This is a genomic window from Ravibacter arvi, from assembly GCF_039540405.1.
In the GTDB taxonomy this organism is placed as follows: Bacteria; Bacteroidota; Bacteroidia; order Cytophagales; family Spirosomataceae; genus Ravibacter; species Ravibacter arvi.
In genome coordinates this window covers 98,391-119,035 of record NZ_BAABEY010000020.1, presented here as the reverse complement: position 1 = coordinate 119,035, position 20,645 = coordinate 98,391, and the positions used below count along the sequence as shown (strand labels likewise).

The 20,645-nt window shown below is 50.5% G+C and carries 17 protein-coding genes; 13 read left to right on the top strand and 4 right to left on the bottom strand.

Annotation, left to right across the window (positions count from 1 at the left end):
• The first annotated feature begins 15 nt into the window (after window positions 1-15).
• From ABD852_RS10505 to ABD852_RS10485, 5 genes are all read left to right on the top strand, one after another.
• Window positions 16-3,711: a SusC/RagA family TonB-linked outer membrane protein gene (locus ABD852_RS10505; protein ID WP_345028477.1), complete on the top strand. Its 3,696-nt coding sequence runs from the start codon at window positions 16-18 to the stop codon at window positions 3,709-3,711.
• A gap of 12 nt (window positions 3,712-3,723) precedes the next feature.
• The gene (locus tag ABD852_RS10500; protein WP_345028474.1) at window positions 3,724-5,397 is read left to right on the top strand and encodes a SusD/RagB family nutrient-binding outer membrane lipoprotein; all 1,674 of its coding nucleotides are present in this window, start codon (window positions 3,724-3,726) and stop codon (window positions 5,395-5,397) included.
• A gap of 184 nt (window positions 5,398-5,581) precedes the next feature.
• Window positions 5,582-8,023, top strand: coding sequence for a hypothetical protein (locus ABD852_RS10495; RefSeq protein ID WP_345028471.1), 2,442 nt, complete (start codon window positions 5,582-5,584; stop codon window positions 8,021-8,023).
• Between the two features lie 70 nt (window positions 8,024-8,093).
• Window positions 8,094-8,909 carry an HpcH/HpaI aldolase family protein gene (locus tag ABD852_RS10490; protein ID WP_345028470.1) on the top strand — a complete coding sequence of 272 codons (816 nt, stop codon included), beginning with the start codon at window positions 8,094-8,096 and terminating at the stop codon, window positions 8,907-8,909.
• A 91-nt stretch (window positions 8,910-9,000) separates the two neighbouring features.
• Entirely contained in the window at window positions 9,001-9,753 is a 753-nt protein-coding gene (locus tag ABD852_RS10485; protein ID WP_345028469.1) for a methyltransferase domain-containing protein, read from the top strand.
• 45 nt (window positions 9,754-9,798) lie between these two features.
• Here ABD852_RS10485 and ABD852_RS10480 read toward each other — a convergent pair whose 3' ends face one another.
• On the bottom strand, window positions 9,799-10,866 hold the full coding sequence (locus ABD852_RS10480; protein WP_345028467.1) for a branched-chain amino acid aminotransferase: 1,068 nt from the start codon (window positions 10,864-10,866) through the stop codon (window positions 9,799-9,801).
• 102 nt (window positions 10,867-10,968) lie between these two features.
• Window positions 10,969-11,517, bottom strand: coding sequence for a cob(I)yrinic acid a,c-diamide adenosyltransferase (locus tag ABD852_RS10475; RefSeq protein ID WP_345028465.1), 549 nt, complete (start codon window positions 11,515-11,517; stop codon window positions 10,969-10,971).
• 158 nt (window positions 11,518-11,675) lie between these two features.
• On the opposite strand from ABD852_RS10475, the gene ABD852_RS10470 reads away from it, so the two are divergent.
• Both ABD852_RS10470 and ABD852_RS10465 read left to right on the top strand, forming a co-directional pair.
• The gene (locus ABD852_RS10470; protein ID WP_345028464.1) at window positions 11,676-12,185 is read left to right on the top strand and encodes a hypothetical protein; all 510 of its coding nucleotides are present in this window, start codon (window positions 11,676-11,678) and stop codon (window positions 12,183-12,185) included.
• A gap of 7 nt (window positions 12,186-12,192) precedes the next feature.
• Window positions 12,193-13,395: an S-adenosylmethionine:tRNA ribosyltransferase-isomerase gene (locus ABD852_RS10465; protein WP_345028463.1), complete on the top strand. Its 1,203-nt coding sequence runs from the start codon at window positions 12,193-12,195 to the stop codon at window positions 13,393-13,395.
• 128 nt (window positions 13,396-13,523) lie between these two features.
• Here ABD852_RS10465 and ABD852_RS10460 read toward each other — a convergent pair whose 3' ends face one another.
• Window positions 13,524-13,910 carry a DUF3244 domain-containing protein gene (locus tag ABD852_RS10460; protein WP_345028462.1) on the bottom strand — a complete coding sequence of 129 codons (387 nt, stop codon included), beginning with the start codon at window positions 13,908-13,910 and terminating at the stop codon, window positions 13,524-13,526.
• Between the two features lie 241 nt (window positions 13,911-14,151).
• Between ABD852_RS10460 and ABD852_RS10455 the strand changes: the two genes are divergently transcribed.
• Window positions 14,152-15,054, top strand: a complete 903-nt coding sequence (locus ABD852_RS10455) for an EamA family transporter (RefSeq protein ID WP_345028460.1) — start codon at window positions 14,152-14,154, stop codon at window positions 15,052-15,054.
• 189 nt (window positions 15,055-15,243) lie between these two features.
• A complete protein-coding gene (locus ABD852_RS10450; protein ID WP_345028458.1) occupies window positions 15,244-15,834 on the top strand; it encodes a bifunctional nuclease family protein in 591 nt (196 codons plus the stop codon).
• 24 nt (window positions 15,835-15,858) lie between these two features.
• Here ABD852_RS10450 and ABD852_RS10445 read toward each other — a convergent pair whose 3' ends face one another.
• Window positions 15,859-16,098, bottom strand: coding sequence for a PspC domain-containing protein (locus ABD852_RS10445; RefSeq protein ID WP_345028457.1), 240 nt, complete (start codon window positions 16,096-16,098; stop codon window positions 15,859-15,861).
• A 183-nt stretch (window positions 16,099-16,281) separates the two neighbouring features.
• Between ABD852_RS10445 and ABD852_RS10440 the strand changes: the two genes are divergently transcribed.
• The 4 genes from ABD852_RS10440 (at window position 16,282) to ABD852_RS10425 (ending at window position 20,631) form a co-directional block, all read left to right on the top strand.
• Window positions 16,282-17,574: a type IX secretion system plug protein gene (locus tag ABD852_RS10440; RefSeq protein ID WP_345028456.1), complete on the top strand. Its 1,293-nt coding sequence runs from the start codon at window positions 16,282-16,284 to the stop codon at window positions 17,572-17,574.
• 109 nt (window positions 17,575-17,683) lie between these two features.
• On the top strand, window positions 17,684-18,385 hold the full coding sequence (locus ABD852_RS10435; RefSeq protein ID WP_345028455.1) for a hypothetical protein: 702 nt from the start codon (window positions 17,684-17,686) through the stop codon (window positions 18,383-18,385).
• A 159-nt stretch (window positions 18,386-18,544) separates the two neighbouring features.
• Window positions 18,545-18,703, top strand: a complete 159-nt coding sequence (locus tag ABD852_RS10430) for a lasso RiPP family leader peptide-containing protein (RefSeq protein WP_345028454.1) — start codon at window positions 18,545-18,547, stop codon at window positions 18,701-18,703.
• Window positions 18,704-18,858: 155 nt separating this feature from the next.
• Window positions 18,859-20,631 carry an asparagine synthase-related protein gene (locus ABD852_RS10425; protein WP_345028452.1) on the top strand — a complete coding sequence of 591 codons (1,773 nt, stop codon included), beginning with the start codon at window positions 18,859-18,861 and terminating at the stop codon, window positions 20,629-20,631.
• Window positions 20,632-20,645 lie beyond the last annotated feature (14 nt).

Below are 20,645 nucleotides of genomic sequence, written 5' to 3'. Positions count from 1 at the left end.
AACCTTTTCGCAATAATGAATAAGAATATCTATTCCAAATCATTTCTTGTGCTCTTTTTCCTGGTGCTTTCCGCGGCCGGATCCTGGGCACAATTGGTGGCATCCGCGCGGCAAAAGCCCACGCCTCAGAAGGTGGAAGTAATTCCTAAAAAGGGGCAAACACTTAGCCATATCCTGAAAGACCTCGAAGAAAGATACCAGGTCTCTTTTTCCTATGACCGCCGGACCGTAGAAAACAAATATGTAGACTATGCCGGCAGAAAATTCAAGAACCTGAGAAGCGAACTTGACTACCTGTCGGGAATACTTCACTTCCGTTATGAAAAACTTCACAACCGGGTTTACCTTCTGGTTTCGACTGAGAAGGCGGATGCGCAGGCACCAGGCGCTGTAAACCAGGCCGCGCCGATGCTGGCTGCAGCAGCCTTTCACGGTTTGGACGGGAACCTGGAAACAATCAGGTCTGCCGGTGCTTTAATGGTCAGAGCCGAGGCGGCGGAGCAGTTGTCGGGTACGGTTACCTCCAAAGCTGACGGACAGGTTTTACCCGGCGTGAATATCCTGGTGAAAGGGACCCAATTGGGGACAGTTACTGATATCAACGGGAAGTTCAGCCTGGAGATCACGGTGAGCAATCCCGTGCTGGTTTTTTCATTTATCGGTTATAAAACGGTCGAAATTCCCGCCGGAAACCAACGCAGCTTCAATGTTGTGATGGAGGAAAGCGCAGAATTGCTGCAGGAAGCGGTAGTGACTGCGTTGGGTATCAAACGGGAAAAACGTTCGCTGGGTTATTCAGTGGGCAACGTGGAAGGAACTGCCCTGACCCAAACGCCGCAGAACAACGTGTTGAATACTCTTGCAGGAAAAGTAGCCGGGGTTCAGATTTCCCAGATGGGGGGCGGGGTAGGTTCGTCAGTGAGCATGGTAATCCGCGGCGGAAATTCGCTCAACAGTGACAACCAGCCGCTTTTTGTGATTGACGGTGTACCTGTGGCCAACAAATTGGCCAACGGTTTTGCCGGTGCCGATATGGGCAACCCGATCTCGGATCTTAACCCGAATGACATTGCCAACGTATCTATTCTGAAAGGGCCGAGTGCTGCGGCACTTTATGGGTCCAGGGCCGGTCAGGGTGTGGTGTTGATTACAACCAAATCAGGCAGCAGCGGAAAGAAAGGGATCGGGGTTTCTCTCAATACTTCTGTGGTGCTGGACGTTCCGCTCAAATACGTACAGGTACAGAACAAGTTCGGTTCGGGTAAAACCGGCGCTCACGTGCTGGAGGAGCAGGAGAACGAGAGCTGGGGTGCGGAGCTTGACGCCGGCGAAGAGTGGGTGCAATGGAACAGCAACGGACAGAAAGTCCCGCTGGTATCATATCCTAACCGTTTCAAGGACTTTTTCCAGACTGGTGTTACCAACACCAATAACGCGGCGATAGCCGGTAACTACGACAAAGGCAATTTCAGGCTGTCGTTCGGGAACATGCTCAACCGGGGCATTATCCCCAATACGGATTTGTCGAGAATTACCCTGGCCCTGAACGCGAGCTACAAGCTGACAGACAAGCTGACCGCCACCGGTAGCTTTAATGTTACCGAGTCGGGGTCTGATAACCGGCCGATTATCGATGCTTCGCGGAATGATCCTGTCAGAAGTATCTACGAGACAGGTGCGCAGGTTGATATCAATGAATTGAGAAACTACTGGATACCCGGCCAGGAAGGGATCGCCCAGCGGAAATACAAGGAAAAGCAAAACAACCCTTTCTTCCTGGTACATGAGAACACCACGGGTTTTAAAAGAGACCGGACGGTCGGGAAGATCCAGCTGGACTATGCGATCAACGAAAACTGGTCAGCAACGGCGCGTTATGCGCGTGACAGCTATGAGGAAATACAGGAAGCAAAGAAGGCGTTTTCCAACTTCGAATCCCTGAAAGGCGGCTACGCGATTTCAAACTTCTACCGGAACGAAACCAACATGGATTTCATGTTGACTTTCAATAAAAGCTTCAGCGAAACCTGGAGCCTGAATGCCATGGGCGGTATCAACAGGCTCAGCCAATACAGCCGGGCTATTTCCAGCAGCACTTCCGAGCTGGGCGTGCCGGGTTGGTATGCCATCGGCAACGGCGCGCCGGGTACAGTTCTGCCGTCAAGCAGCCTGTCGGAGAAATTGCTCTACGGCGTGTTCGGATCTGCCTCATTGGGCTACAAAGACCTGGCTTACCTGGATCTGACCGCGCGGAATGACTGGACCAGCACGCTTAAAAAAGGACAGAATTCTTATTTTTATCCCTCGGCATCACTGAGTATCATCGGTTCGGAATTCCTGGATCTGCCTACGTGGGTGAGCTTTGCCAAACTTCGCGGCGGATTTGCCCAGGTGGGAAATGACGTGGGCCCCTACAGCCTGCTCCCGACCTATTCCAATATACTCGAATGGGGAAGTGCAAAGCGGATGTTTATGGGCGACGCCCTTCTTAATGAAAATCTGAAGCCTGAGATTTCGACCTCGCATGAAATCGGTGTAGAATTCCGCTTTCTCAAAAACAGGATAGGTTTCGAAGCAACCTATTACGAACGTGGTAATAAAAACCAGGTGCTGTCCATTAGCACGCCCATCGAATCCGGAGCGAACAGCAAACAGATTAATGCCGGGCTTGTACGCAGCAAAGGTTTTGAACTGAGCCTCAACGCCACGCCGGTTCATAAAGGAGATTTCCGGTGGGACATGAACTTTACGCTGACCCGCAACAGAACCACTATTAAAGAACTGGCCGACGGGATTACTTTCTTCAATTTTGTGAATAACTATTCGGGGGTTGAAATCCGTACCTACGAAGGCGGTCAGATCGGCGATATGTTCATGAGGCCGGTGCTGTCGGTGAAAGACAAGGCGTCGCCCTATTACGGCTACCCCATCGTTACCAACGGCGGCTTGTACCAAACGGACAATGACCTGAAAAACCTGGTTAAAATCGGCAATTTCAACCACGATTTTCTCATGGGTTTCCAGCCTACGCTTACGTATAAAAACTTTACACTTTTTGCCAACATAGACTGGCGCCAGGGCGGATCGTTTTTCTCGAATACCATGATGTTCCTTGGCAACAACGGCCAGTTGGAGGAGACCATTTCAGGAGTTGAATACGACCGCAACCGGCCGTTACCGGAGCAGATCAAGGAGAATCCTGAAAAATATCTTGGCAACTGGATCGGAGGCCGGAATGCTCATTACGGCGGCCTGCCGTGGCCGGAGGGCAGCCCTGAAGCCAGCAGAAGGCTGCAGGATGCCAGCCTGAACCCGGGTGTTATTGAAACCAAGGACGCAAACGGCAATGTCGTATATGTAGAAAACCTGGGCGGACCCGGCAGCAAATGGCTCGATCCTTTCAGCGCCTACCGCTATGCCAACAGGCCTTTCCCGGATCGCAATACGTACAGCGCCACTTATGTGAAATTGCGCGAGGTGTCGGTGACCTACCACCTTCCGAAAACCTTCGTCAACCGCATGAAACTGCAGAATGCTTCTGTTTCCGTAGTAGGTAACAACCTTTATATGTGGACCAAAGCCGGCATTCCCGGGCTTGATCCGGAACGCGCCTTCAGACAAACCGGCAGCGGCTGGAACCAGGGGGTCGAGTACTATAATGTAATGCCCTGGACAGGCTCATTCGGATTCAAGTTAAACGTTGACTTTTAATACCCCTTGATTATGAAATCATCCAGTTATATTTTGTTCGCACTGACTGTTTTGCTGGGGTTGACCCTTTCGTCCTGCGAAGATCTGACAGAGAGAAATAAAAACCCGAACAACCCGACGGAGGTATCGCCCAACTTCATCCTGACGTATGTGTTGACCAATACCGGCAAGCTGGTATTCAACCTGGGGAATGACGGTTCCAAAATCGGTGCAGCCATGCAATACATGCAGGTGGGTACCAATGAAAATGCTGCTGTGGTCAACCAATACGCCTGGACCCAGGACGACTGGAGAGGTTATTTCGACATTCTCCGGAACAACCAGCTGGTATATGAAGCGGGTGTGCGTGAGAACAACAAATTCTTCCAGAGCGTAGCGCTCGTGATGAAGTCCTACCTGTATGGCCTGCTGACTGACTTGTACGGGGACATTCCCTATTCGGAATCACTTCAGGCGAAGGCAGGGACATTTTTCCCAAAGTATGACAACCAGGCTGATGTTTACAAGGGAATAATGACCGACCTCAAGCAGGCGGATGCGCTTTTATCGGCCCTTGAAGCCAAAGACGCCATACAGCCTACCGCCGATGTGATGTTCAAAGGCAATGCAGCGAAATGGAAGAAATTTACCAACGCGCTGCGCCTGCGGTATGCCATGCGGCTTTCGGAAAAGAAAGGTGAAATGAGTGCAATGGGCGTAGACATAGTGGCTGAATTCAAGGCAGCAGCCGACCAGGCTTTTGCAGCCAATGGCGACGATGCAACGATCGCGTTTCTCGGCACCGAGAAGGATAACTCGGCCAAAGGAGGACCCATGAACAGCTCGAACCCCAATTTCCTGCTGAAGCCCGGTAAGCCATTTGTAGATAAGCTGCTCGCACTCAAAGATCCGCGCCTGCACCGGGTTATTCAACCGGTACAAAGAAAATGGGACCGCAGTGTGACCAGGGAAACGGTGGTTACGGTTACCAACCTGTTCGGTGAAAATTACTCGGTCACGCTGGTTCCTGCCGATGACAAAAGCGCCGATACCTCGCTTTATGTAGGGCTGCCCGTGGGACTACCTATCACACAGGCCATTTCGTACAACAAGGGAAGCGACAATACCGCCTACCACAACGAAAGAAACCCTTACATCTCATTCCTGCACGAACGGTACCGGAAAAATGCGGACCCACTGGTTCCTATGAACCTCATGACCTATGCGGAAGTTGAGTTTTTGCTGGCAGAGGCAGCGCAGAGAGGCGATTTTGGCATCACAGACGCGGAGTTGCACTATAAGAATGCGATCAGGGCGGCGATGACGAAAATGGGGGTTTTTGAAAGCAACGCATTTAACTTCGACGCTTACTACGCCCAACCTTCGGTGGCCTATGCGCCTGCCGGCAATAAGCTGGAGCGGATTATGGAGCAGAAGTGGATTTCTTCCTGGTTTGGCGTCGAATCGTGGTTTGATTGGAGACGCACCGGTTATCCTGCACTTAAAGCGGGTGTTGTAGCCCAATACGGTGACGCTATCCCGGTACGCTACATTTATCCTTCTCCAAGCCTGGACCCTAAATATCTGGTCAATTATGATGCTGCGGTTTCCAGGCTTGGAAGCACATCATTTATACCGTCGGGACAGAGCAAAGATCACCACTACGCCAAAATGTGGCTGTTGCAGGGCACTTCCAAGCCCTGGTAGTCTTTTCTCCGATTCAATGGTCATTGGTATACCGAGCTGCTGCCTGATCTGGGCGGCGGCCCGGTATACTTTTAGACGGGCGGGTTTCCCAAACAGAAAAAACGAAAATTGCCGCGGCGGAACTAGTCTTTTCCTGCGGCAACTGGCGTAATTAAATAAAATCCCCATACGAATTGCAGTATTCATGGTACGGCTTCAATCTTTTGCCACGCTGGCGGGACGTGTATTTCTTTTCCTGCTCCTTACGACTGTTCCCACGCTGGCGCAGCTTGACCTCTCCCAGGCGAAACTATACCTGTCAGCACCCGAAGGGCCGCTCCCGGCGCGTGCCCGGCAGGTGCTGGTGGAGGAAGTGTCTGCCCGGACGGGCCTGACGTTTCGTTCGGTCAGTAAGGTTTCAGCCAAAGGCGACAACCTGGTCATCCTGGCGTTGGAGGAGAATGTATCATCACTTCCGAAGCCGTTTCAGGCGCAATATGCCGCATTGCCTGAAATCCGGAAAGACGGTTTCAAGCTATTTGCCAACCGGGAGCTGAAGACCGTCGTGATCGTCGGAAAAGACGCGCGCGGATTGCTGTACGGCGTAGGACGGTTTCTCAGGAAGGCTGAGCTGTCGGGTGGTAAGGTTATTTTCCCGGATGCGGGATTCGCGCTGGCAACAAGCCCGGCTTATCCCATTCGCGGCCACCAGTTGGGATACCGCCCGAAAACGAATTCTTACGACGCGTTCACAGTCGCGCAGTTTGACCAATATATCCGGGAGCTGGCTCTTTTCGGCGCCAACAGCATAGAGATACTGCCGCCCAATACCGATGACGATGCCACCAGCCGTCACATGAAGGTGCCGGCCCTTGAAATGGTGAAAGAGCAATCCAGGATTTCCCAATCGTACGGATTGGATGTCTGGATGTGGTACCCGAACCTGGAAAAGAATTACAGCGATCCCGAAACGATCCGGAAGGGCCTGGCCGAGAGAGAAGAGGTATTCAGATCGGTTTCCAAATTAAACGCACTTTTTGCGCCCGGCGGCGATCCCGGTGATTTGGAGCCGGATGAGCTTTTCAAATGGATGGGACAGGTGGCCGTCGCGCTGCAGAAATATCACCCGGAGGCGAAGATATGGATTTCGCCGCAGTCGTTCAGGCCCGACAAACCCTGGTTTGATGCGTTTTTTGATCATGTCAATAAGGGGTATCCGTGGTTGGGCGGAATCGTATTCGGTCCCTGGGTGAAGGTTCCTATCGAAGAAATCAGGGCGCGTGTCAAACCGGGTATTCCCATCAGGAACTATCCGGACATTACCCATTCGCTTGCCTGCCAGTACCCGGTACCCGACTGGGACAAAGCATGGGCGGTTACGTTGGGCCGCGAAGCGGTCAATCCCCGTCCTTATGACCAAAAACATTTCCATAATGCAGTGGCACCGTATTGCACAGGCAGTATCAGTTATTCGGAGGGTACTAATGACGACCTGAATAAATTTATCTGGAGCGACCAGGATTGGGATCCGAAAACGGATGTAACCGAGACCCTTATGGATTATTCACGTCTTTTTTTCGGCCCTCAGTTTGCTTACAGAGGTGCTGAAGGCTTGAAAGGCCTTGAAGAAAACAGTCGTGGAAACCTGCTCGGGAAGGTAACTGTCGCACAGACTTTCAGGCAGTGGCAGGCTATGGAGAAAGAGGCCGATAACCGGACATTGGCGCAGGCAAGGTTCCAAATGGGGTTAATCCGGGCTTATTTCGATCATTATACCGCAGAGCGACTGGTTTATGAAACCGAACTGCAACGGCGGGCCATTGAAAAGCTCGAAGGCGCCACCCGCGGTGATGTCGACCGTGCGGTCACCGAAGCTGCCGCGATTCTTGAATCCGCATGGAAATCGCCGGTCCGGCCGGAGTTAAGAAAAAGATGTTTTGATCTGGCGGACTCTCTTTACCGGAGCATCGGCGCTCAGCTGACCGTTTCAAAACATGGGGCAATGCCGGGAAGAGGGAATTTTATTGATAATATCCAGTTCCCGTTGAACGACGCCCCTTGGCTGCTTGCGCAACTTGAAAGAATTTCTGCCCTTTCCCAGGCCGAAGCAAAATTGAAAGAGATCAGGCTGCTGACGGCAAGGACAGATCCCGGTCCCGGCGGCTTCTACGACCACCTGGCGAGCCCGGAAAGCCGGCACAGGATTGTAGCCAATGCCTCCTGGGCGGAAGACCCGGGAAGTTTGCGCTCGCCCCGAACAGGTTTCGGGCTGAGCCTGCCGGGGACTGAATGGTACAAGACCATCCCGGAAATCGGGGCCAGGGTGCCCCTGGTTCCGGCAAATTGGAACAACCAGATTGAGGTGCTTTATGATAACCCGCTCAAGGTCCGGTATGATAACCTGGAGAAAAATGCCCGCTACCGCATGCGGGTGGTTTACACGGGGCGGTTCAAGTCTCACATAAAGTTGGTAGGCGACGGCGGTGTCCGGATTCATGACGCGATAAAAGTAGGCGAACAGCCCGTTTACGAATTTGACATACCGGCCGAAGTAACCCGCGACGGAAAAGCGGAATTCACCTGGACGTGCGAAACAGCGGAACGGGGTGTCCAGGTAGCCGAAATATGGCTTTTGAAAACCAATTAGCCCGGCGCGCCTCACCCCTCATACCTCACCCCTCATACCTCACCCCTAAAAATGTCACTTTAAACAGAATATGGATAGAAATCATTTGTTAAGTAAGCTGGAATCCGGCGAGCGGGTATACGGAACCTGTGTCACTACTTCTATTCCGTCGTGGCCGCAGGCAGTAGCGGGAACCGGTGTTGATTTTGTTTTCATTGACACCGAGCATATCCCGCTGGACCGGGCGCCCTTGTCACAGCTTTGCCAGGTATATACCGCCTTGGGCGTTACGCCAATTGTAAGAATTACCAAACCGGATCCTTTCCTGGCTTGCCAGGTAATTGACGGAGGAGCAATAGGCGTGGTGGCACCTTACCTGGAATCGGTTTCGGAGTTTCGTGACCTGGTAGGCGCTACCAAGTATCGTCCGCTAAAGGGCAAGAAGTTGGAGGCGGCCCTCGAAGGGCGGGAGCCGCTCACTCCCGAGCTGGAAACCTATGTAAAAAAATACAACAGGGGTAACCTCTTTATTGCCAATATCGAGAGTGTGCCCGCTATTGAGGCCCTGGATGAGCTTTTGTCCGTGCCCGGCCTGGATGGCGTATTCATCGGTCCGCACGATCTGTCGGTCAGTCTCGGCGTGCCGGAGCAATATGACCACCCCGAATTTGAGGCGGCCGTCCGGACGATCATCACCAAAACGCGGGCGCGCGGCCTGCACATAGGGATTCATTTTTCGCTGGAACCGGAGCGCCAGGTGAAATGGGTGAACGAGGGAGCCAATATTATTGTCCACAGTTTTGATATTGCGCTTTTCAAGCAACGTCTGAGTGCCGACCTCGGGGTAATCAAGGCCGCAGTCGGCGACAGGGTTGAAAAGAATGATACCGGCAATCTCGTTGTTTAGGCCGGCGGGACTCAAGTTTTGCGTACTTTCGCTTTTTCTTGTCCGACCGGATGGGGAATTAAGGAAGGTATAAACTAATTATGACGAGATAGTGGCCTGGTACCATACTTTTTTTGAGGGAGTTCCGCAGCGTGCCTGGAAATTGGGGCAAAGCGAGGAACAGACGGAGTTTGAAGCTGAATTCCTATGGGATGTGCTCGAGTTGGAAACCGGAAATGCAGTTTTGGATGTGTTTTCCGGCTATGGCCGCCATGCGATCCAGCTGGCAGGAAAGGGTGCGGAACTTTGGTGTGTGGATATATCCCGGGAATATTGCGAAGAGCTGACGGTTACCTCACGGGAAGAAAACCTGGGGATACAGGTGCTGTGCGCCGACTTCCTGGAAGCGGTATTGCCGCCGAAAAAAATGGACGCGGCTTACTGCATGGGCAATAGCCTGAGTTTCTTCGACCGGGAGAATATGAAGGTATTTTTTACCAGAATTGCAGACAGCCTTAGTGCCGGAGGCAGATTGGTACTGCATACCTCTATGCTGGCCGAGAGTATCCTGCCGGCTTTCCAGGACAACGCCTGGATGGAAGTGGGGGATGGCGAGGAGCGAATCTACTACCTGGTGCAGAATGAATACGACGTATTGGAAGGCGTAATTCATGCCCGTATTACCTATGTGGAAAAAGGAGAAACTTCTGTATACCCGATCGAACAGCATTTATATACGCTATCCGAGTTGCGGAAGATTGCCCTGGGCGCGGGGTTTACGGTTCAGGAAGTCTTTTCAGCAATTGATGGAGAGCCTTACCGGCTGGGAGATGAGGAGGCGTTTATCCTACTGAAGAAGGATTAGTTGAAGGCGCCCGGGGGACCTCAGCCCCGGGCGCCTTGGTATTATTTATACTTTGAGCGTCCAGCCAAAGATATCTTCGGTTTTTCCTGTACGCAGTTTTTCGAGGAATTCTTTTACCCTTACCGGGAAAGACGCATCGTTGAGCTCGGGTAGTGCATAGTCAACGCCTTCAAAGGAAATATGGGAGAATGGTGATACTACCGCCGCGGTTCCGGCACCGAAAGCCGCATCCAGTTTTCCGGCCTTTACCGCATCCATGATTTCGGCAACAGAAACCCGGCGCTCTTCAACCGGGATATTCCAGTATTCAGCTACTGCCACAATACTTTTTCTCGTTACGCCGTCAAGGATACTGGACGATACTGCCGGGGTTACCAACTTGCCGTCTATGACGAACATGATGTTCATCGTTCCCGACTCCTCGATGTATTTGTGCTCTTTGGCATCTGTCCAGATCAGTTGATCGTAGCCGTCCTGTTGTGCGAGTTTGGCCGGGTAAAGTGAGCCGCCGTAGTTTCCGCCACATTTGGCCGCACCTACGCCGCCCTCTGCTGCCCTGATATATTCTGTTTCTACCCGAACTTTAACCGGCTTGCTGTAGTAGTTGCCTACCGGGCAGGTGAAAATGATAAGGTAGTAACTGTCAGACGGCTTTACACCGATATATTCGTCGGCAGAAAACATGTACGGCCGGATATACAGCGATTGCCCGGCGCCGGTCGGCACCCAGTCACTGTCGAGGCGGATGAGTTCCTGCAGGCCCCCGATAAAGATTTCTTCCGGGACGGTGGGCATGCACATTCTCTGCGCAGAAAGATTAAAACGCTTCCAGTTGTCAAATGGCCTGAAAAGGAGCACCTCGCCTTCGTCGTTTTTGTAGGCTTTCATACCTTCAAAAATAGTCTGACCGTAGTGAAGCGCAGCAGTAGCCGGGCTTAGCGACAAGTTCCCGTAAGGGACGATCTCGGTTTTGCCCCACTGGCCGTTTTCATATTTGGCTACGAGCATGTGGTCAGAAAAGCTTCTGCCAAAAACTAGGTTGGAAAAATCAACTTCCGCAATACGGGACTGTGTTGTTTTCCTGATTTCAAATGTGGTGGTTTCCGTTGCCATAACAACTATTCTTAGATTATTACTGTCCCGGTGCATCGCCGCCGGCGGACGGTTGCAATTTAGAAAAAATAATCCTTCGGAATTGATAAGTCGCCAAAACAATCAACGGCGCGGCACCCAGTAGATTTCCCCGGCTCCCACCTCCCTGCCCATGATGCGGCTTAATACGAATAAAAAGTCGGATAGCCGGTTGAGATAGCGTACGATGACCGGGTCGACGGTTTCGGTTTCCATCAGCCGTACAACTGTACGTTCAGCCCGCCGGCACACGGTTCGCGCGATGTGCCCGTAGGAAACTGATAGATGCCCGCCCGGCAATACAAAATGGCGGAGGGGCGGGAGGGTTTCCTGCATGGCATCAATTGTATTTTCCAGAAGCAACACGTCGTCTTCCGAAAGGTCCGGTATTTTCCGGCTGCTCTTATCGGGCGCGAGGGCGAGGTTTGCCCCGATCGTGAAAAGCCGGTCCTGGATTTCTTTCAGAAGTGCACGTCTGCTTTCATTGACCTCCAGGTCGTTAAGCAATCCGATGTAAGCGTTAAGTTCGTCCACGTCGCCATACGAGGCTATCCGGAGATCAGACTTGCTGATTTTTACGCCGCCGATCAGCGCAGTCATTCCCTTGTCGCCGGTTTTGGTGTAGATTTTCATAAGGTTTGAGGGGCGAGGTGTGAGGGATCAGGTGTGAGCGGGCTCATCCCTCACACCTCAAACCTCATCCCTATTAAAGTTTGGTGGTTTTCGTCCGGTTCTTTGGTTTTTAAGACCTAATTTTGTCACGAAAATAATTGACGAGTTAAGTCTATCACATGAAAATTTCAACTTTTGCGGCCATAACCTGGAGATGGTGCTCAATGCTGCTGGCGGTAGCTGCCATTATCTGGACCTACTCCGTCAACGCCGAAGAAGTGGCGCTAAGCTACGACGCGGCGGGGAATGGCTCTTTTTTTCTCTCTAAATCGGAATTGTTCTATCTGGCCTGTGCTGTTTTTCTTTTGAACAATGTGCTCATTGTCGCAATGAAAAAGCAGTTGCACCGCATTCCGGTCAGCATAATGCCTATCCCGAAGAAGGAAGCATGGGCGCAGCATAAAAGCGAACTGGTCGAGTTTCTCGGCACCTGGCTGTTTGCCATAGTCGGTGCGGTGAACGTAATTCTTGCGTTAGGACTTTTTGCGTTGGCAACTGTCAATAGCAAGCAGTTTACCTATGATATTTTCGATTTCGAATGGCTGTCCTACGGATCGCTGGCGTTGCTGGTCCTGGTTTTTGTAGTGTTGCCTTTTCGTTTGTTCCGGCCGCCTGTTCCGACCCTCTGAGTCGAAGATGCTACTTTCAGAATTTCAATACCATTTGCCTGACGACCGGATCGCGCGTTATCCGCTGCCTGATCGCGACCGGTCGAAACTGCTGGTGTACGAGGCCGGCCGCATGGTGCACAGTCGCTTTGACCGGCTAAGCGATTATATTCCTGCCGATACCCTATTGGTTTTCAATGACACGAAAGTAATCCCGGCGCGGGCAATCTTTCAGAAGTCCAGCGGTGCAAAAATAGAGTTGCTTATGCTGCACCCTGAGGAGCCCACACGCATTGTCAGCGAGGCCATGCAGGTCCGGCACTCCTGTACCTGGAACTGTATGGTCGGCAATAAAAAGCGTTGGAAAGAGGGCGATGAGCTGGTCTTGCATTGCGACGTCGGAGAGGAAACCGTAGCAGTGCGCGCTTCCTGGCATGACCGTGAGCGCAATCTGGTAACTTTCTCCTGGAATGGCGATCATCCGTTTGTGGATGTGGTAGTGGCAATCGGTAGTATCCCGCTGCCGCCTTACCTGGGCAGGGAAGCCGAATCGGCCGATTCGGATACTTATCAGACTGTTTATGCGCGTCAGAACGGCGCGGTTGCAGCGCCTACTGCCGGGCTGCATTTTACTGAAGATGTATTGGAAGGACTGGCAGCGAAGGGAGTAGAACGCGCTTTTGTAACCCTTCATGTGGGGGCCGGGACCTTTCAGCCGATCAAAGCTCAAAACGTCAGGGAGCATGACATGCACGGCGAGCAGCTCGTATTTACCAAGGACCTTGTATCAAAAGTCGCCGCGCACCAGGGGAGAGTAGTAGGAGTGGGTACAACCTCATTGAGGTCGTTGGAAAGTCTCTACTGGCTTGGCGTCGGTATTTTGGAAGGCGATACCGCTTTGGTGGTGCAACAAAACGCACCCTATACAGACAGAATCCTGCCGACGAGGCGGGAGTCGCTAAACGCAGTCCTGGACTTTATGGAGCAAAGGGAAACCGCAACCCTGATTGCCGAGACCCGCATCTTTATCACACCGGGCTATCGTTTCCGGATATTGGACGGGTTGGTGACCAATTTCCATCAGCCCGGTTCTACGCTCATTCTTTTGATTGCCGCCTTTGTTGGCAGCGGTTGGCGCGCTATTTACGACTCGGCGCTTGCGGAAGGGTATCGTTTTCTCAGCTACGGGGATTCTTCGCTGATTTGGACAAAAAATAAAGACGGGGCATAAAAAAGCCCCGTCATCCCGACTGAAGTGCAGCGAACGGAGAGATCTCCTTTTTCCGGGAAATTCCACGGCTTCACTGCGTTTCGCCCGGAATGACGGAGCACACTGCAATTTGTTGATCAAGTTAACTCTTATTTGCCCACTACCAGGACGCGTTCCTGTTTGGGTGTTTCAAGCTGTACGTTCTGTGTGACGCGATCTCTCCCGTTGGAGACTTCTACGGTATATGCACCGTCCGGAAGATCTGCAACTTCAATCTTCAGGGTGGATAGTGTGGCATGTGACATGGTTTTGCGCTCCAGAACAACCTGGTTGTCCTTGTCGCGGATAAGTACTTTTGCCGCTTTGTTCAGGCTGTTCTCAATATTGACGTTCAAACGGCCGTCCTTCGAGAAGTACATCCCGGTTTTCAGAGAAGCTTTCTGGGCCGGTTGCTGTTGTTCCGTAGCGAAAGCGGAGAAAAGAGGTGCAGTGGCGATAAGAAGCGCGCAAGCGATGGTTTTAATTTGAGTTTTCATGGCTTTGTTTTTAGAATCGGCTAATAGATTGGTTTGTTTTAGTGATTCAAAATTAGTGCGTGAAAAGGGAGTTGAAATCAAGTTTGGTGTGAATGGCGAATATGAGCGGATGAATGGTCGGAATCCTTGGTGGTTCCTTCACAATTGTTTCGGATAGTCTGAAAAAAGCCCGAAATTTGTAGTGCGGTGCGTAAAACCGGCTTTTGATGCGGTCATCGCAAATTTGGTTTTTACTGACTTTATGAAATACTATCTGACCGGGCTCGGGGCGTTTGTAGTGTGGGGATTCAGCAGTCTGGCAGTGAAGCCGCTCGCTGCCTATGCCTCCCTTGATATTTTGTTTTACCGGGTGGTCCTGGCGTTTGCAGTTCTGGTGATGATCGGGTTGTTCTTCAGGCGGAATGCCACCGCGGAAAGTTACCGGCATTTCCTTAGCCTGGGACGTGAAAAAAGAATCAGGGCCGTCTGGCTGACTTTTGTAGGGGGGCTTTTCCTTACTTCCAACTGGTTTTTCTTTATTTTCCTGGTAAATCATATCAGCGTAAAGGCAGCATCGTTTTCTTACCTGGTTTGCCCGATCGTCACAATGGTCCTGGCCAGTATTTTTCTGGATGAGAAACTTGCCAACAGGCAGTGGGCAGCGGTAGGACTTAGTGTCCTGGGGTGCTGGCTCCTGTCGCTCGGGCATTGGGAAGACGTTCTGTACAGCCTCATTGTCGCCTTTTCCTATGGCGCTTACCTGGTTAGCCAACGCGCTAACAGAGGGTTTGACAGCCTGGTAATATTAACTTTTCACGTGCTGGTTGCGCTTGTTTTCCTGGGTTGCCTGGCTTTTTTTACCACGTTTTCTGTGCCGGCAGAACCTTTCTTCTACCAGTATATGCTCGTGTTGGTAGTGGCACTGACCGTTTTTCCGCTCGCACTGAATTTGTATGCCTTGAAAGGAATCAGTTCGTCGAACCTGGGGATGTTGCTGTATGCCAACCCCATTATTAATTTTATGCTGGCGATCTGGTATTTCGAAGAACCGGTAAGCGGGATGCAGCTGGTCAGCTACGGCCTGATCATCGTTTCGATTGTCGTGTTTAACCTGGAGGTGATCATGCGCCCCCTGCGACAGGGATCGGACCTGACTTCCGAATAGATACCGGGACTTTTGAAAGCCGTATTTGGTGGCCGGAAGACCGGGAACAACAGGCTGAGGATAGGGCGGAAACGAATAATAGAATAAAAGATGAACTGTTTTTAATACAAAAACGGTTTTCTATTTTTGCAGACGCTTTTGATATTCGGGTTTAGTGTGAAAGGGAAGCGTGATTCAATCGTTTTTAAGGTGAAAAAAGTTAAACTGGAAATCCTGGGATTGTCACCCAGTCAGTCGCAGCAAGGATCTTTTGCCCTGGTTTTGGGCGAGGAGTTGGGTGCCCGCAGACTTCCGATAATAATAGGCGTTTTCGAGGCGCAGGCAATCGCGGTTCAAATGGAGGCAATTGCGCCGAACAGGCCCATGACGCATGACTTGTTCAAGTCTTTTGCGGCGGCTTTGAAATTTACAGTGAAAGAAATTGTAATTTCCGATCTTCGGGAAGGGATCTTTTTCGCGCAAATCATTTGTGGTGATGACATCACGAACGTAGAAATAGATGCCCGCCCCTCAGACGCCATTGCAATCGGGCTGCGGTTCGATGCGCCCATTTACGTAGCTGAAAAAATATTGGACGAAGCCGGTATTGTGAGCACGCCTGCCGAGCCGGATGTGCTGGGTGAAGAGGTGGTGTCGGAGCCTCATCTGAAGGGAAGCTTTTTAGACCAGATCAGGGGGCTGTCAACGGAAAAGTTACAAAGCATGCTCGAAGAAGCCCTCCAGAACGAAGAGTACGAAAAGGCGGCTCAGTTGAGAGACGAGCTGGGCCGGAGGAATTAAATCCTTTCGGGCCAACCGCTGACGTTAGTCAACGGTTGGCTGTTGGAGCGAAAGCGGTTCCTGGTTCGGTTTTTTTGCCGGCATTACGATCCACATTGCGATGTAAGCGAGTACAATCGGGAAGGTGTGGGGGACGAAAATTGCCAGGACAAACAAAACGCGTACGAGGGTGACATCGATACTCAGGTAGTCTGCGATACCGGAAGCTACCCCGCCCAGCATTTTGTTTTCCGTATTTCTGAATAATCTGTTCTTGTTGTTCATGGCTGTTGTTTTTTGTTTGATGCAACAAATTTAGGCTACGTTTTGCCGACCACATAGCAGGATGTTATCGATGGTTCCCGGGCAGTAGGAACGGATGATTTACGGGAGAAAAGGTTTTTTGCAGGGATCCGTATGCTTTTTGTGGTTTTGAGCGTTTATATAGTTCAGTATACAAACACCATTGTGAACCGTTTTACCCTCTTTTTAGTCGTTTTCATGATGCTTTCAGCGTTGGGGCGCCTTTTTGCGCAGCCCGCCGGAGACGTAGAGCTGAACGACAAAACTTACACCGAAACCATTAAGACCGTGTTGCTTTACCCGGGCGGAAGCACCGGCGATGATCCCAGGAGGCTACTCGGGCAGCCCGTGATACCGCTTGAGCAAAACATCGGGCTGACACTTGAGTTTGACGAGCTTGTACCGCGCAGCCGCCCCTTTAGAGCGAAGCTTTTTCATTGCAATGCCGACTGGACAAAGTCTGTCCTGAGCGATGTAGAGTTTACTTACGAATACAACGACTACCCGGTTACCGACGTGCGGCCGGCCTTCAGTACCAAGGTGCCTTATAACCACTATGTTTTTTCAGTACCGAAAGTCAAACTTTCCGGAAATTACGTGCTGGTAGTATATGGAGACGACCGGTTGCCGGTGCTGTCGCGGCGGTTTATGGTATATGACCCCAGGGTTAGAGTAGGAGGGGGCGTGGCCGCTTCATCGGGGATCAGCGAGCAGCGGACTGCGCAGCAGCTGGATTTCCAGATTGACTACAAAGGCTATCAGCTGGCTTCTCCCCAAACCGACCTGAAAGTCGTGATCCGGAAAAACTTCCGGTGGGACCAGTCAAAAACAGGTTTTAAGGCGAGCAGCGTAAACCCCTTCGACCAGGTTCTGGACTTTCAGTTCTTTAAATTGGAAAACAACTTTTCAGGGGGAAACGAGTATCGTTATTTCGACAGCCGTTCGCTGGGCGGAAGGGGATTCGGGATAGCAGCGATAGAACGAACGGACGAATACACCGAGCTGGTGCTGCAGGTAGACGAACCGAGGGCGGGTTCTCCGTATTTCCAGATGGATGATTTCAACGGACGATACATTGTCGACCATCGCGAATCGCGGAACGGGAGCGTGCAGGCCGATTATACACCGGTTATTTTTACCTTGAAAATGGGGGAATTACGCGAAGGAGAAGTATACGTGGACGGGGCTTTTAACCTTTGGGAGCGGAACGAAATCAACCGGATGGCCTACGACCCGGATCACCAGGCTTATCATGCCGTGATTATGCTAAAACAGGGCGTAGTCAATTATCAGTACGTGGTGGCCGATCAGGCGCTAAAGAAAGTTGACGACCTGGTCCTGGAGGGGAATTTTTCGGCTACTGAAAATGATTATGACGTATTGATTTATCATCGCCCGCCGGCCGGCCGGTCTGATTTATTGATTGGTTACAGGACATTTGAATCGAACAGAAGATAAATATGAATAGCCATGAGTTGTGAGCGTTCAGGTTTTAGCACCTGTAGGTCGTCTGCCGCTCACACCTCACCCCTCACACCTAGCAATTTTTGTAAAAATGAATAATCACTTGAGAAATATTGGTCGCGTATTTGCCATTTTGATGCTGACATTCAGCTGGTCGGCCTGCGACAGGAATGAAGAAAACCCTGAAAGTGAATATGAATATTTTCCGTTGAAGTTGAACTCCAGGTATGTGTATCAGCTTAATGAAACCCGGTATTCTGCGGGGAATAAAGAGCCGAAAATTACACAATGGTTTGAAAAAGATGAAGTAATCAGGGAAGATGTTTCATTGGACGGTTTCCCCGTTTTTGTTTTTTCACGCTCGCGAAGAAATTCTACCATTGATTCATGGCAAAAAGTGAAGGAGTATACCGTTACCCGGTATCCGGAAAAGTATTTGTTAACCATAGATGATGTGACGACGATGCCTATGGTTTTTCCGATCAGGAATACGGAGAGCTGGGACATTAACAAGTACAATACGAAAGGGTGGGAAGATTGCTATTATGCATACATAGGCCGGGAGGATACGGTAGGAGAATTGAGCTTCGGGAAGACCTTGAAGGTGCAGGGCAGGTACAGCACGGATGACGATGTTGTGTCGTACAACAATGGGTACAGCAAATACGCTGCGGGTGTGGGGCTTGTGTTCGACGAACAGACCGACTATGAGTATTGCCAGGAAAGCGAAGCGTGTTTGGGGAAAAGGGAAATTGTTTCAGGGTTAAGTACGATCAGGCAATTGATCGAATTTGAAGTGCCCTGAAAACTACCGTTAAATAGAAATATTCCGGTAAGGACCATGAACTATGCGGTCCCAGCGCTCATAACGGCCATTTTTTTGAGACGAATCTTTGGAAATTAGGAAAATACACCTACTTTTACGCCGGGCTATAGAACTTGTCAAAATTAAATAACGTAAACTATGAAAATTGTAGATTTGCAATCTCAGAACGAGCGCAAAGCGTATCAAGCACCATTGTTGAAAGATCTTGGAGAAGTGAAGGAGCTTACAAAAGGAAATAAGGGCAGCGCTATAGAAGACAACACAACTATCGGTGATAGAGAGAATCCCCTTCCTTGATTTTCTTCTATCCTCTAAGATTTTCTTCTATCCTCTAACATTCATTCCTTTTAGTTGTGGGGATATTGATCGGGGTTTTTAATCCGGATTTCAAAATAGATCCGGATAGTCCTCATTTATCAATAAAGCTCAAAGGCTTAACAAATTCTTTGAACTTGAAGGAGTACTTTTCATTTCAGGATGAAAAAGTACTTTTTTTTTGTACCAGGGGCGGGGTAACCTATCAGGTGTTCTCCACCGATGAATATTCTGAATCAACACTGACATTTGAGGCTTTCCGGGCGCTCCTGGGTGACCCCAAGTCACCTTATTTGTTGGGTATTTGGCTGGATGCCAATGGATTCTATGTTTTCCGCGATTTTTTTGGGAGACTGCCTTTCTTTTATAGTCTGATAGGGGGTCGGCTTTACTTCTCGACGAGTTATTCGGCGCTCTCCAATCTCCCGGCGGTAAGGGAGTGTGTGACTCCTGATATCGACACCATTCAGAGGTATCTGTCGCCTGGCAATTATAGTGCCAGATATAAAGCCGCTACTTTTTATAACGAAATAAAAGCAGCGTTGCCCGGTTATCTGACCCAGATTTCTACGGGGAACCCGCATCATGAGTATATTGTTCGTTTGGCTGATAGCCGGTATAAAGGTTTAAAGACTTTATCGGCGTTCGGTGACGTTTTCAGGGAACGCCTGTTTAGGTCGGTAGAAGCTGCGCTGAAGAATAAAAATGGTATTTCTTCCCAGTTAAGCGGCGGGCTTGATTCCTCTTCCCTGGTTAGCATTGCGCGAAAAATAAGGGCTGACGATACAATTATAGGCATGTTTATGACCGGTAAAACTCCGACTGATCCCGAAATACTAAAGCGTCACGATTTTAGTTATTTGGAGGATGTAGCGACAGATTGTCGAGTGGAACTGCTTAAATTGCCGGTTGCGAAGCCTGATTCGGGACTCATTATGGACCTGGTAAGGGAGCTGGGGCAGCCTCCAGCTATGCTGGGAGTTGATCGGCTCTATGAAATACTCCTCCGGCTAAAAGAAAGGAATTGCGATGTTATGCTGAGCGGTGCTTTGGGAGATTCTGTGGTAGGGTACGGGCGGGAATGTATTGATGCTTATTGGGAGCAAGGAGCCTGGTGCCGTGTGAATGAAGCACTGGAAAAGTTGGGTGAAACAGACAAGTATTTTTCTCTCAGAAAAGAAAAGGGGAAAGCATTTGTTTTTCGCAGAATAAAGAAATTTTATTTATTGAAAAAGCTGTCGACAGCCTGGAGGTCGTCAGAATGGTATAAAATACCCGGTCTTACGCTATGGGGAAGTCTCCGCCTTAAGCTGAATCCTGTTGATATCCTAGTGACAATGGCCGGAAAGCTTGTTAGAAAATCCGGTGGCCCGGGTAAGAAGTTCAAACCGGTGGCATTACCGGCTTCCAGGAGGACTGAAGTTGAAGAAGGCGGACACGAAGGGCTTTTCAGGGATATTCAGATTACCCACAATATCCGTATGCTGGAGGAGTTTTATGCCCTGGGGAATTTTGTCGGTGTAAAGATCGAAGTTCCGTATTGCGATCCCGCTTTGTATGAACTATGTGAGTCCGTTCCTGCCGATTTGAAATTTTACGATGGGGTAGGACGGGGACAGCTGCGTGAGGGGTTAAAAGGAATCCTGACCGAATCGGTTAGGCTGAGGAGTAACAAAACCTCTCCTGAAGGGGACGAAGTAACGGAGTGGACTGAGAACATGTATCGATGCTGTTCTGACCTTTTGCACGAATCCTCACCGGTTTGGAGCTATGTTGACAGGGATGCGTTCATGTACAACAAGCAACTTTTTGAAAGCCGCTCTTTTAGCCTAGATAAGATCTCTTCGCTGTTGACTTCCGTTGGCCAGGTGATCATGCTTTCTGCATGGCTGAAGGTAACCAAACAGTAGTGCTGCTCGAATCA

What these genes read in the sequence shown, in the direction of transcription:
- ABD852_RS10445 (WP_345028457.1), bottom strand. Translation starts at nt 16,098, where the DNA reads ATGAACAACAAGAACAGATTATTCAGAAATACGGAAAACAAAATGCTG.
- ABD852_RS10460 (WP_345028462.1), bottom strand. Translation starts at nt 13,910, where the DNA reads ATGAAAACTCAAATTAAAACCATCGCTTGCGCGCTTCTTATCGCCACT.
- ABD852_RS10500 (WP_345028474.1), top strand. Translation starts at nt 3,724, where the DNA reads ATGAAATCATCCAGTTATATTTTGTTCGCACTGACTGTTTTGCTGGGG.
- ABD852_RS10430 (WP_345028454.1), top strand. Translation starts at nt 18,545, where the DNA reads ATGAAAATTGTAGATTTGCAATCTCAGAACGAGCGCAAAGCGTATCAA.
- ABD852_RS10505 (WP_345028477.1), top strand. Translation starts at nt 16, where the DNA reads ATGAATAAGAATATCTATTCCAAATCATTTCTTGTGCTCTTTTTCCTG.
- ABD852_RS10475 (WP_345028465.1), bottom strand. Translation starts at nt 11,517, where the DNA reads ATGAAAATCTACACCAAAACCGGCGACAAGGGAATGACTGCGCTGATC.
- ABD852_RS10465 (WP_345028463.1), top strand. Translation starts at nt 12,193, where the DNA reads ATGCTACTTTCAGAATTTCAATACCATTTGCCTGACGACCGGATCGCG.
- ABD852_RS10495 (WP_345028471.1), top strand. Translation starts at nt 5,582, where the DNA reads ATGGTACGGCTTCAATCTTTTGCCACGCTGGCGGGACGTGTATTTCTT.
- ABD852_RS10490 (WP_345028470.1), top strand. Translation starts at nt 8,094, where the DNA reads ATGGATAGAAATCATTTGTTAAGTAAGCTGGAATCCGGCGAGCGGGTA.
- ABD852_RS10470 (WP_345028464.1), top strand. Translation starts at nt 11,676, where the DNA reads ATGAAAATTTCAACTTTTGCGGCCATAACCTGGAGATGGTGCTCAATG.
- ABD852_RS10455 (WP_345028460.1), top strand. Translation starts at nt 14,152, where the DNA reads ATGAAATACTATCTGACCGGGCTCGGGGCGTTTGTAGTGTGGGGATTC.
- ABD852_RS10480 (WP_345028467.1), bottom strand. Translation starts at nt 10,866, where the DNA reads ATGGCAACGGAAACCACCACATTTGAAATCAGGAAAACAACACAGTCC.